Origin of the sequence: Caviibacterium pharyngocola (assembly GCF_002795405.1) — a bacterium.
Classification (GTDB): domain Bacteria; phylum Pseudomonadota; class Gammaproteobacteria; order Enterobacterales; family Pasteurellaceae; genus Caviibacterium; species Caviibacterium pharyngocola.
This window is the reverse complement of record NZ_PHGZ01000014.1, coordinates 23,543-35,262: the sequence shown is the minus strand read 5'-3', so window position 1 is coordinate 35,262 and position 11,720 is coordinate 23,543. Positions and strand designations below refer to the sequence as shown.

The 11,720-nt window shown below is 37.7% G+C and carries 18 protein-coding genes; 6 read left to right on the top strand and 12 right to left on the bottom strand.

Features of this window, described 5'->3' with window-relative positions; genetic code table 11:
• Positions 1 to 84: 84 nt before the first annotated feature.
• A complete protein-coding gene (locus tag CVP04_RS07500) occupies positions 85 to 495 on the bottom strand; it encodes a hypothetical protein (RefSeq protein ID WP_100296899.1) in 411 nt (136 codons plus the stop codon).
• A gap of 20 nt (positions 496 to 515) precedes the next feature.
• On the bottom strand, positions 516 to 881 hold the full coding sequence (locus CVP04_RS07495; protein ID WP_100296898.1) for a hypothetical protein: 366 nt from the start codon (positions 879 to 881) through the stop codon (positions 516 to 518).
• 240 nt (positions 882 to 1,121) lie between these two features.
• Between CVP04_RS07495 and CVP04_RS07490 the strand changes: the two genes are divergently transcribed.
• Positions 1,122 to 1,367: a hypothetical protein gene (locus CVP04_RS07490; protein ID WP_207761623.1), complete on the top strand. Its 246-nt coding sequence runs from the start codon at positions 1,122 to 1,124 to the stop codon at positions 1,365 to 1,367.
• A gap of 11 nt (positions 1,368 to 1,378) precedes the next feature.
• Here CVP04_RS07490 and CVP04_RS07485 read toward each other — a convergent pair whose 3' ends face one another.
• The 9 genes from CVP04_RS07485 to CVP04_RS07450 form a co-directional block, all read right to left on the bottom strand.
• Complete coding sequence (locus CVP04_RS07485) at positions 1,379 to 1,690, bottom strand: hypothetical protein (RefSeq protein ID WP_100296897.1); 312 nt, start codon at positions 1,688 to 1,690, stop codon at positions 1,379 to 1,381.
• A gap of 385 nt (positions 1,691 to 2,075) precedes the next feature.
• Positions 2,076 to 2,258 carry a hypothetical protein gene (locus CVP04_RS07480; RefSeq protein WP_100296896.1) on the bottom strand — a complete coding sequence of 61 codons (183 nt, stop codon included), beginning with the start codon at positions 2,256 to 2,258 and terminating at the stop codon, positions 2,076 to 2,078.
• A 55-nt stretch (positions 2,259 to 2,313) separates the two neighbouring features.
• Positions 2,314 to 3,267 carry an ArdC family protein gene (locus CVP04_RS07475; RefSeq protein WP_100296895.1) on the bottom strand — a complete coding sequence of 318 codons (954 nt, stop codon included), beginning with the start codon at positions 3,265 to 3,267 and terminating at the stop codon, positions 2,314 to 2,316.
• Positions 3,268 to 3,335: 68 nt separating this feature from the next.
• A complete protein-coding gene (locus tag CVP04_RS07470; RefSeq protein ID WP_100296894.1) occupies positions 3,336 to 3,704 on the bottom strand; it encodes a hypothetical protein in 369 nt (122 codons plus the stop codon).
• Between the two features lie 165 nt (positions 3,705 to 3,869).
• Positions 3,870 to 4,169, bottom strand: coding sequence for a hypothetical protein (locus CVP04_RS07465; protein WP_100296893.1), 300 nt, complete (start codon positions 4,167 to 4,169; stop codon positions 3,870 to 3,872).
• Between the two features lie 122 nt (positions 4,170 to 4,291).
• Entirely contained in the window at positions 4,292 to 4,414 is a 123-nt protein-coding gene (locus CVP04_RS12435) for a hypothetical protein (protein WP_279324767.1), read from the bottom strand.
• Positions 4,411 to 4,665 carry a hypothetical protein gene (locus CVP04_RS07460; RefSeq protein WP_100296892.1) on the bottom strand — a complete coding sequence of 85 codons (255 nt, stop codon included), beginning with the start codon at positions 4,663 to 4,665 and terminating at the stop codon, positions 4,411 to 4,413. Before CVP04_RS07460 ends, CVP04_RS12435 begins: the two co-directional genes overlap by 4 nt.
• An 8-nt stretch (positions 4,666 to 4,673) precedes the next feature.
• Positions 4,674 to 4,916 carry a hypothetical protein gene (locus CVP04_RS07455; RefSeq protein WP_100296891.1) on the bottom strand — a complete coding sequence of 81 codons (243 nt, stop codon included), beginning with the start codon at positions 4,914 to 4,916 and terminating at the stop codon, positions 4,674 to 4,676.
• 83 nt (positions 4,917 to 4,999) lie between these two features.
• Positions 5,000 to 5,362 carry a hypothetical protein gene (locus CVP04_RS07450; RefSeq protein WP_100296890.1) on the bottom strand — a complete coding sequence of 121 codons (363 nt, stop codon included), beginning with the start codon at positions 5,360 to 5,362 and terminating at the stop codon, positions 5,000 to 5,002.
• 382 nt (positions 5,363 to 5,744) lie between these two features.
• On the opposite strand from CVP04_RS07450, the gene CVP04_RS07445 reads away from it, so the two are divergent.
• The 5 genes from CVP04_RS07445 to CVP04_RS07425 all read left to right on the top strand — a co-directional run bounded on the left by CVP04_RS07445 (position 5,745) and on the right by CVP04_RS07425 (position 10,152).
• The gene (locus tag CVP04_RS07445) at positions 5,745 to 6,194 is read left to right on the top strand and encodes a TIGR03757 family integrating conjugative element protein (protein WP_100296889.1); all 450 of its coding nucleotides are present in this window, start codon (positions 5,745 to 5,747) and stop codon (positions 6,192 to 6,194) included.
• An 11-nt stretch (positions 6,195 to 6,205) separates the two neighbouring features.
• Positions 6,206 to 7,168, top strand: a complete 963-nt coding sequence (locus CVP04_RS07440) for a TIGR03756 family integrating conjugative element protein (protein WP_423738301.1) — start codon at positions 6,206 to 6,208, stop codon at positions 7,166 to 7,168.
• 12 nt (positions 7,169 to 7,180) lie between these two features.
• Positions 7,181 to 9,190, top strand: a complete 2,010-nt coding sequence (locus CVP04_RS07435; RefSeq protein ID WP_100296888.1) for an integrating conjugative element protein — start codon at positions 7,181 to 7,183, stop codon at positions 9,188 to 9,190.
• Between the two features lie 12 nt (positions 9,191 to 9,202).
• Positions 9,203 to 9,625 (top strand): hypothetical protein, encoded by a 423-nt coding sequence (locus tag CVP04_RS07430; RefSeq protein WP_100296887.1) that lies wholly within the window; start codon positions 9,203 to 9,205, stop codon positions 9,623 to 9,625.
• 194 nt (positions 9,626 to 9,819) lie between these two features.
• On the top strand, positions 9,820 to 10,152 hold the full coding sequence (locus CVP04_RS07425; protein ID WP_100296886.1) for a hypothetical protein: 333 nt from the start codon (positions 9,820 to 9,822) through the stop codon (positions 10,150 to 10,152).
• 46 nt (positions 10,153 to 10,198) lie between these two features.
• Here CVP04_RS07425 and CVP04_RS07420 read toward each other — a convergent pair whose 3' ends face one another.
• Positions 10,199 to 11,710 (bottom strand): conjugal transfer protein TraG N-terminal domain-containing protein, encoded by a 1,512-nt coding sequence (locus CVP04_RS07420; protein ID WP_100296885.1) that lies wholly within the window; start codon positions 11,708 to 11,710, stop codon positions 10,199 to 10,201.
• Positions 11,711 to 11,720 lie beyond the last annotated feature (10 nt).

The window sequence follows — 11,720 nt, the reverse complement described above, 5'->3', positions numbered from 1 at the left end:
AAATATAAATAACTCCATATTTTAGTATATTGAATTTTATAAATTATTACTTTCTTGAGCTTTCTTATAAAGTTTTTTAAAAACTTAATTTCTAAATATATTTGGGGGATGACGTAAATACGGATTTAACAATAATAAAATAAAACAAGAAAATACGGATAATGGAGCGATGGGGTTTCTTATGATTAAAATAATTTCATTAGGATTTATCGACTTTACTGGTTCAGTGGTTATAAATGCAAAAAATATCATTAGAATGATAAGTTCTAAGGAAATAATTGCCGATTTATAAGCAAGGGTTGAAAAATACAAAATGTATTGCCAAAATTGAAGAATCCAGTTACGTAAAATTTTCTTCTCACTTAATAGCATTTCATTATATTCATCCTTACTTAGATATATATCATAGGTGTATACTGGCTTTGCTTCAAATTTTCGTTGATCTGCACTCGTGATAGCACATTTAATTCTGCTAACATTATCTTCTGGATTCATTGCTTTCCCCTATTCAAAAATTAATGTTTTTCATTTTTAAATTTAAAGAAATTTATTTGATTGTCATTTACATCTTTAAGACGGAATTTAATTCCATTTAATAAGAATGTAACAAATTTTGGTCTAATCGTTCTTATTGTGTTTGTGCCAGCAAAAATTTGTTCTATAACTTCGCCATATTCAATTTCAAAATAAGCTATATCCTTTTTATAAAAGTAAAATGCTTTATTTTTATAATCTAGACAGTGAAAAAGTCCATTTTCTACATCAATTCGGTCTAGCCTTAATTCTATAATTTCGTTCAAATTTTGTTTTGAAGAGAAACTAAAAATAATTGCAAAAATAAGAATGAGAATTATCAAGATTGTAATGTAGTCGATAGTCATACTTACCTCTTATGTTCAAAAGTTATAACTTTTTAGGGACTTGATTTAATTCCCTAAAAACTTTGATATTTAGGTTTTTACAGTCCCTAAAAACTGCACTCTAAGTTTTTAGGGATTTTGCCTGTAAATTACATATTAAAGAATAGAGAACTCTATAAAGTGGATTGAGAGTTTTTTATATCTCTTTCTCTAAAACTCGTTATCTTGCCAATTACTATTAACGTTACAGGGTAAAACACTATGACAGACAAATTGAAATTAGAAATTCTTAAACATTTAAATGCGCCGGGAAATGACAGCTCTACAGCTCGGGCCGAATTTGTCGAGTGGTTAGTTAAGCAAGTGTACGATTTTGTAAAATTTGAAAGACCAGGCGGCGAAGGAGATGATGGCAGGAACGGTATGGAACGGCGTAGTTTAGCTAAAGTTAGAGATGCTACCATCGATCATAAATTTAATATGATGGAAACCAGTTTATCAAAATAATCAGAAACACTTTATTCTTCATCTGCTTCAGTTTCTAAATCTTCAGCACTTGGAGCAGATTTGTTACCATAGGCATTCGTTTCTTCATCGAATGTCGTGTTATCAGTATTATATTGTTCTTCATTGATTTCTTCATTACTATCAAAAACTAGATTATTAATTGTCCAATAATCACAAATTAGTTGATTATCGCTATAAGATACCCATACGCCACCCCAATAGTAATCTGCTACAACGTGGCAAATATCTCCATATTGAATGGCATTAGCGTAATGAGAAAAAATAAATATGGGCAGTAGATAGTATTTGTTTGAAATATACATCGTATTGGCCTCAGTACCACAATATCAAGACAGGTCGAATTGAACTTAAAATTTTCGCCTTTTAAAAGTATTTATTCTCAATAAAATGAAGATAAAAAAATACCAATACCTGCTGGTATTGGTATTTTAAAACGTATTGTTCCTCGTCATCATCAAAAATTTCACAAAAAAATCTTCTGCAAATTTTCGAACTTCATCATTAGGAGCAATATTGATATTGGAAGAATAACCTCCCTTTTGTTCATCGACAAGAACACTTGTAAATCAACAGTCGGGTTCGTAGTATGACAACACCATATAAATTTGAAAATGTATAGCACAATTCAGGAAGCCTAGATTTAGGCGGCGACCAAGTGGTATCAAATTCACATAAGATATTTTTTTATCATTCAGGATCATCATAATATTCACCATCTTCATTTTCACCGCTCCAAGGGGTAATAGCGTTAATCTCTATTAATTCAATATCATCACTATTTTGCCACTGAATTAATTGTTGCGGAATTATGACGAAATGGTCTTGCTGTTGAGTTCGTTTATTATAAACTACTACAGAATAAAGTGACATAATCTTCTCCTTGTACAGATAGCCAATACAATTTTCATTGTGTTGGCAAAAGAAATTAGTTAGCTTCCGCTAAATCTAATTCTTCGTTCTCAAAAATATCCATCAAATAATCCGTTGCTTCTCGGGCCGCAGCTGTGGCTCTGAAAATAGCGTGTTTATCTGATTTCAAGCATTTTATCCAAGAGTCAAGATAAGCTGCGTTTTGGTCATAAGTATTGCAAATACCTAAATGTGCACAAGTAAAGGCACTGGTCAGTTCCGCAATTAATTCCTCGAACGCATATTTTTCGCCACTAAATTTGTCACTGTTGGTAATGCCCACTCGATTTAATCGAGTGCGATGACCTGTTGCGTGAGCAGTTTCGTGTAGTAACACACCATAATACTGTTCAGCTGAATCAAACTGCGTTTGTTCAGGCATCACAATGACATCACTGCTTGGTTGATAATATGCTTGATTTTGAGGTCTATGTTGAACAATTACGCCCATTTTCAATGGTAATGCGTTGAGTTCAGGACGTAGAGCGAATTTTAATTCTTCACTCGCAGGTTCAATATGTTCGTAATGTTCATCAAGTCCCTCACATTGTTCAATATTGAATACGTAAAATCCGCGAATGACCGCAAAGCGTTTCATTTTTGGCTCGCCGTTTTCATCATAAACAATGTTACCGTCATCATCTTTTTCCTCTGTTTCCATTGGTCGATAGAGAATGATTTCCGTGGCTTTTTCACCTGAACGTACTGAACCGCCTAAATTTCTTGCTCCCTTGAACGTAACCCATTTGCGTTGAGTAAATCCGTTTTCTATTTGAGCCATCCAAAGCAACATAATGTTTACTCCGGAATAAAGCCGGCCGGATTCACCGTTACAAGGTAATTGGAAACTGCTCACATTTACGTTAGCGTTGTCCCAAGGACATTGCCAAGGTTTTGTTCCGGTTTCCAATACGACCAAAATTTTATCGGTCACTTTTTGGTATAAATCTGATTGTGTTGAGCTTTTCATAACTGTTCTCCTAATAAAAAAGGGGGAACAGTTCCCATACCGGAGACTATTCCCCGATAGGGTTAAAATCAGCAGTTGATTGCGGTTGGCCGCAAATTTTGACTGGCTTTTATTGCTAACTGAGCAAATGATCTTGCTTCACAAATAGCTTCGTGAATTAAGTAACGTTTGTTACCAGCATACGATTTATCGTGTTCATCATAAGAGCAATAATCTAATGAGCTTTCACCCATTTTGATCCCTAACTCTTTTTGAATGACCACTGCGGTTAAATCCACAAATCGCACACCATTCATTGCCGCATTACACAGCTCATTCACATCTTCATAGCCAAATTCTTCCGCACACCAATTTGCATAAAAAGGGATTGGCTCAACTTTGAGTTCAATACGGTAATTTTCCGTATTAAATGTCTTGGTTGTATCCGATGAATCCATATAGGTTACTTCAATGATCCGATACCCTACAGACTCCAGCTCTTTTGATGTACATTGGATATAATTTGCTAAATCCTCAATAAACTCATTCCAAATTGAAATGAAAATCAGTTTATCTTTGTGGCGAATATCTTTAAAATCGAAATAATCCGCACTAGTTGCATTTTATTCCATTGTATTCCAATGAGAGTAGTGATGCCCAAAGCTGTTGCGAGTAATTTCAACGTCGTTGTAATACTCGTTATTTGCAATGTATTCACTTAAAAATGCAAATCGGCGATATTCTTTTTCACTTTTGTTAGGATTGATTTGCTTGTATAGCGTAATCCAACTATCACAAGGTAATGTCCCGTAAAAAGCCATTCCATCACCTTGACAATAGGAAAGTGAATACTCGATATTTAGCCCATCAGGAAAGCCAGCTTCAACTAATTTATGGTTGAAAAAATCTTGTAGAATAGTCATAGTCTGTTTCTCCCAAAAAATAATGGGAACAAACTATGCCCAATGGGGAATAGTTGTCCCCATTGGGTTAAGTTGAAATTTCGGTTACACCGAAATAATTTGTGAAAGGCTATTTAGCTTTACTATTTTGAAATATTGGTCTGCTTTTTATCGCATAACAAATCTGCATTTGCCCAATAAAGTAAGCCCAAAAAAATAGTACCAATTAAAGCCACTATACCTAATAAGTAAAAAACAGGATTCATTTTTCTTCTCCTTTTGAGCGTAATTTATCTTCAATATAAGCAAATACAGTACCTAATACCCAAAAATATAATCCGGTAAGTATTGCCCAAAAAGCCTCGAAGTAAGTCATATTATCGGCATCTATAATAGTTCCAATAATACCGGCTCCGATTGAAAAGGTTGCAATTTTTCTGCAATCCTCAGCCATTATACTCAAAACTTTAAGATTAATGTTACTCAAATATTGTTTAATCAAGGTTAAAATTTTCATAACACCTCCTAATGCCGCACAATCAACATATTTTCATCTTTAGGATTGGCAAATACCGTCATAAAGCTGAAAAAATTATCAGTACAACGAAGTAGAAAACGCACGGACGTTTCATTGTTTTTTCGATTTTCCCAAGCCGTAATTGCAGCATCTTGTAGAGCTTTGATTTTTTCTGCGGATAATCGAAAACGTTGGTTGCCGTGGACTACGCCGGAAAGTGTTGCGTGGTGAATAGAGACTCGATAAGACATAACATCTTCTCCATCAAATAAAGAGAAATACGAGCCTCCCGAAAAAGGAAACCGTATTTCCCTTTCGGAATGTTAAATTAAGATCAGAAGTACACCATTACCAGTACGCTACTGAGTCCACCTGCAATAAATGCCGATACTGACACTAACGCATAGCGAAGTCGTGAACGTTTGAGTTGTAAATGGTATTGTGCAGCAACTTCATCAACCTGCTCTTGTAGCCATTGCTCTTGAGCAAGCCGCTCCATTTCTGCCTCAGCTTCTACTTGATGGTGAATACCCTCAGTCACCGCTCGGTATTTTCGGTTAATTTTTCCTTTTAACTTCAGAAAAATGCGACCTAATTTTTCGCCGAAGCGAAACGACACGGATTTTTGGGTGGGCTGAGTTGGGGAAACATCAGCAAAGGGATCAAAAAGATCTACATTTTGTGTTGAGTGACTCATAGAATCATTCTCCTTGGTCAATGTTAAAAATTCCGCAGGAGAACAATATCCCCAAGGGAATATGTTTTCCCTTGGAAAGGTCTAGTTGAGGTGGCACGCCATTACTGATAACCAGTAATGAGTCCCTTTCTGCGTGCTAGGGTACATTTTGGCTGTGAGTTCAGCTACCTTGGTCAGGCTAGCTTGTTGCTTTTCAAGAACTCAGCAACTTGAAGTGCAGCTTTCACTGCGACTTACTTAATTTCATTGTATAAAGGGAAGTTGAAATTTCAAGCAAAAATAGCTGAAAAACTGATAAAAGAGAATACAGAGTTTTTTCTGTTATCCCTAATGCATCCTGTTAATCTGATACAGATCATCATTCTGTTTAAAGGTGGGTGAAATGTATCTTAAACACACATTATATCCGCTCGCTTTATTGCTATGTTGTCAACAAAGTGCGACCGCAGCGGAAATTAATCCGACCATCACTGTTTATACTACATCCAATTACGCTATTTCTCATCAAAATATAGCGACAAATGTCTATTTTCTTGACCAAGTTGAACATATTGAAGACCAAATCAGTAGTCAGTTCAATACTGATCCGGCGATTGCTGAAAATCAAGCTAGAGCATTATTTAATTCACCACAATGGAAAGCCAAGGAAAATCAATTATTGAATGCCTATCAAGGCGTAATTAGTGGCTGGCAAAATGGTATAAAAAAAGTGCCGGCAGTTTTATTTGAATATGAGAATTTTCCTGCAACCGTTATTTATGGCGAAACCAATATCGTATCTGCAAAACAACGGTGGTTAACTTGGTTTCAACAGCAAAGTCAGCAGCGATAAGGGGCATTTCTATGAAAGCAAAACTGAATCGTCTTATTTCCCGATGTTTAATGATAACAACAGTAACGGTGATGTTGCCTTATACACCGAGAGTGGTTGCCACAAATATTAATACAGCAAGTATTATGGCTTCCAGTGCGTCATCACAATGTCTGGAATATCGAGTGGTGGGAACCTGTTTTTGGTTATTTTGTACCTATTGGGGGTGTAAAATCCGAACATCCGTTAAAGTGCGGCATTTTATTCCGGAATTAGTGGTTTCTGTTTACAACCACGAGGGGCAGAATCCGTGGAGTGAAATGAGTTTGATTAGCCAAGGTATTGCTGGCGGAGCACACAAATCACCAGAACGACAATTCACTCAGCTCAATTTTAAAAACGCCGACGCCATAGGGCATCCGCAAGGGGCAATTTCACAAATGCTGAGAGGCGCGGGGTATTACTGTAAAAGCCAAACAACCCCATTTATGCCGTATTTTCTCAGCAGTCTTGATTATTTTGCTTGGAGACAGGGGCTGCCTGAAATGTTCTATCCGGAAGCATTTACTTTCGGGTTGCGCGAAATCAAAACCAATGGTGATGTATGGGGAAATATCTATCCACGTTCGGGCTCCATTACACAAATTCACGATTATAAGGCTTCCGCCGTCATTGCCCATCGTGTTGCAGATATTGTGAGCCGTACTGGGCAACTGCATATCTATCAATCTGCAGCTCAAACTGGTGGACAAGGCAACTGGTATCCAAAACCAGTAAAAGAGGGTAATGCTAATAATCATAAATGGCAAATGCTCGCACCAGCAATGTCCCGTTCTTGTTCTATATTTCCGAATGGTGGTGCAACTGATACTTATTCATCTCAACTTTCCGAACAAGGTAATTATGCCTGGGCGTTATGGCGACCATATAGTTGCTGTAAACGACGAGGGCAAAAGTTCTTATATAGTATTGATTGGTATCAACCAAATGATTAAATGAGGTAATGTATGCGTTATTTTAGAAAGAATCCACTGACGGTTTTATTATTCTCAACCATATTAATGGCAGGTAATCCATTATGCGCAGCTTCTAACAATGCCATTATGGATAAGTTGGAGTTCAGTAAGGCAGATTCTATTATATCAGATAAAGTCTTTTATTCTATAGGAGGCGGAGCAGGCTATATGGCTCCGCCATCACGCGGGCGCTCAAATGTGGTTGATATTGGTATCGGTTGGAAAGCCAATTTAATGTGCGGTAATTTTGATATTAAAACCACAGTAAAAAACCAATTAAACGGTATAACTGAGGGGTTTAAGGATTTGATGAGTAACGTGATCGAATCGGCGACCGGAGCGGTAGCCAGTCTTCCGGCGATGGCAATACAACGTGCCAATCCACAACTTTATGATTTGATGACGAATGGGGTATTTCAGGGTAAACTCGATTTTAACCGGTTGAAAACCAGCTGTGAAGAAATGTCCAGACGGCTTGCTGACTATACCTTGGGTGGTCAATGGAATCAGGCAGCCAATTTATCTAGTTTTAAGGATATTTCGGCAACTGAGCCTGATGCTAATAAAGCTCAAAAGAAATTAGAGGAGGATAATGGAGAAAAAGGCAGTCCGTGGGTAGGTGGACAAAACAAAGGCGGTAAAGGTCAAGAAGCCATCAAGATAGTTGAAGACGTGGTTAAAGCTGGTTATAACCAACTCAATCATCGAAGTGCAACCGAAAAGAATGCGATTTCAAGTACAAATTGTGCTGGGCTTCTATGTCAAACGTGGAAAACACCACAGGAAGCAGCTGATTGGTTGACTAAGGTTGTCGGAGAAAAAGCGATTTCCACTTGTAAAACCAGTTGTAGTTCTAAAACAGGAGCTAGTCCGGGAACCGGTTTAAGTCCCGAAATCGAAGAGGAACACATTCGTTCCGTTACGCAATTACAAACTGTTTTAAATGCATCAATTCCTACGGTTGAGATGTTAGCTGAACTAAGTTCAACTACTGTGCCAGTAACACGCGGTTTAATTGAAAGTATGCGTGATGATCCGGATGTCGAAGTCTTAGCTCAGCGTTTAGCGGCAGAAATTGCCGTATCTAAAACAATGGAAAAAATATTACTTGCACGTCGTGCTATTCTCGCTGGTATGCGTGAACCAAATGTGGCCAACAACGTACAAGCGCAAACTGAGCTGGAAAAACTGTTGACTATTATTGACCGTGAAATATCCCAAGTGAAATTGGAAATGGATATGCAAAAGGCTATAATGAGCAATACAGCCAATGTGATTTTCCAAAATAAACAAAATCGTGAAGCGAACAGTGGTTCGCACAGTAATTCGGTAGATAGTCAAGATAAACGGATTTATGACCTACAGAATGGTGCGCCATCACAACAAGAAATGGAAGAACCTCGCGATATTAATATTCCGAGTAAAATGATAAACTTGGATATACCGACTGCATCAAATGTCGCTCCTTATCTTCCATCATTTTTTAGTTCAGGTAGTAGTGGCTCATCCACTTATTCACCTATTACTGCTATTACAGGAACCGCATTGGAACAAGCGACAGGGTTGTTGAGAAATTTTGAAGGATTTAGTTCCACGGCATATTGGGATGTAAATGCTTACCGTACCGGTTATGGTTCCGATACGATAACGCTTGCGGATGGTACAGTGGTAAAAGTTACTAAAGATACCGTGGTAACGCAGGCGGATGCTGAACGAGATTTACAGCGTCGTTCACAAATTTTTGCAAATACGGCTAGACGACAAGTCTCAACGTCCACGTGGAACTCATTACCACCGAATGTACAGGCGGCATTAACCTCGTATGCCTATAACTATGGTTCTCTCACCAGTGATGTTGTGACAGCTGCCAGACAATCTGCAAGCTCAGGTGATATGACTATATTAGCGACGGCTGTTAGGAATCGCCAAACTAATAATAATGGGGTAAATGCACGCCGCAGAAATCAAGAAGCGGATTATATTTTAGGTACATCATCATAAGGAGAGCATATTATGCGTAAACTCACAATTTTTGCATTAACCGCACTTTGCGTAACACCTGTATTGGCTGCCAGCAATGACGTTATATTTTCTTGCACCGCGATAAATGGAAGCCCTATTGAAGTAAAAAAAGTCGGTAATGATTACCAATTCAAGTATGGTAAAACTGTCTTTAAAAATGCGATTAAAGACGTGTTACAAAACCCTAATTCTTATATCGCCACCGGTTCAGGGTTTATTACCAGTTCTTTAGCATTAAGGAATAAAGGATATTCCTATATTATTCAATTTATTCAGCCACGTAATGCACCAATCAATATTGATGATCCAAACCTCTATATTGAAAAAGACGATAATATGCAAACTGTAAAATGTGATACCAGTAAGTCTATTTTTCAAAAATTTGATGTTAAAGCAATGAGACCTGGGCCTTGAAAAACAACCCAGAAATTCTTATCTAAAAGCAAGTGGCTCAATTAAAATGGGTCGCTTGCTTTTTTTGATTTTTTATTACGTAAAATTTTATTTAAGAATAGATGAGACTTGACTAAACAATATCATTAGATATAGCATTAAGTATGGGATGGTATTATTTAACCAATTCAAGCTAACATAAATAGGAGAACAATATGAGCAATCAAAATATTGGTTATCGACTTGGAATATTAGTTAAAAATTTTAAGAATTGGAAATACCCAGTCTGGGTAAAGATTGCTTGTGTCTTGATAACAGGATTAGTTTTATATTCACTTCAAAATATCGTTGCAATTATTCTCACTATTGTTTGTATAGGACTCGCGCTTTATTTAATGCACGATACAAATGGTGTATCAAGCGAAGAACTTGAAGAAAGTGTTATTTCAAATATTAAGAATTATAAGTTTTCCGAATATAAATGTGGACCTGATGGATACGGTTTGTATTGTGGTTCACGACTTATCTCTACTGAAGAGGAAGAATAGATATTAGAAAAATAGCGATGAATATCAACATCATCGCTATTTTTTATTAGTCTTTAGTCGCTTTACTGCCAGCACTTATTAATGTATTACCACCTTTCCCACCGGCTACTCGAGAATCCTTACTTCCTTTCGTAAAGTGTTGTGCCATTGTGCCGACAGTTACTCCAGCCCAAGACATTGCGCCCATCCATACAGCGGGTAATACTAAAAATAATGATCCCATCACAAAATTCACAATCATATCATCACCGGTATTTTGTAACCCTGCCACATTAAACCGACTATGTGTACTAGAACCATAAAGAATATCGATCAATTTATTATCTAACCAACGGGCTAGCTCCCACCAAAATGTGGTTGTAACAAGGGCAAAATTGACAAAAATTAGTGTGACCAACGTCCGTAGTGAATATCCACTGAATGTAATAGCCAGTGGCATAATAATGATCACCGCCATTATCAGAAATGATTGGACCATCGGAAGTGCTTGTCGCATTGCGTCAAAAGCCGGGAATGCTGCAATACTTCCTATAACTGTACCAGTCATTGACGCAACGCGATTAAACGCATTAAATAGTGAGAAATCGGCGTTACCGCCGTATCCGGGATACACTCGGCTACTTTGGGATATATCCATATTCTCAGGTCGAACAACGGTGCGCAATATTGCTTCTTCGCCATTTTCCTTACCGTGGAAAAAATCCGTCACTTGAGCTGATAAATTATTCCGTAAATCGGCAAGCAACCGGGTTCGTAAACCGATGCTGTTATTTGCCCACCAATCATCACAACGTGGGTATCCTCCGTCTGCGCCAGCTTTTAATCCCTGATCTCGATATGCGTCATAAGGAAATAATTTATTCGGCTGCTGAGCCCTATATTTAGGGTAGAGTTCAGGATTGGAGATTAGGATGCTACCGCCTAACCAGCTGGTTTCTTGGATTTGAGCCGGTGTAAGAGGCAGTTGGCTTTCTTTTACGCGTAAGCGTGCCGGTATATAGCACTGCTGCACAAATTGCGTGACTTCCGTGAGTAATGCAGGATTATTGATTTTTTGGTGTTGCACTTCAAAACGTATTTGGCGTAAATCCGGTTGGCACGGAATTGTTGCGACGAATGCGTGTGTGATACCTTTATTCAATACGTGCATAATGCCCCATAGCATTGGTACCCGCGCAGTCTGACCGCCTAATTCTGTTTCCATCGCACCATATCCACTATCTTGAGGAGCCAAGGGAACTTTATAACCACAGGTTTTTGAACGTTCCACATTGTATTCCAGGTTTGAAAGTGTTATCGGAATAATCGGAGCAAGGGCAAGTACCACAATAAGCATTGCCGGATAAAAACGTATGCTTAACCACGCAATAAGTAGATCACCTTTGTTACCCTCATCTTCCCCTTGTTTTTTGACTTCAAGAAATGTTTGAATTAAGATCACAATCAATGGCACTAAAAATAGCCCGGTTTGCATTAGCACCCCAAATATCCCATTGTTAATAATCCAGCCAAGTAAGGTCAGGAAATACTCTAAATAGCTATCTACAGAAAATGTCATTATACTCTCC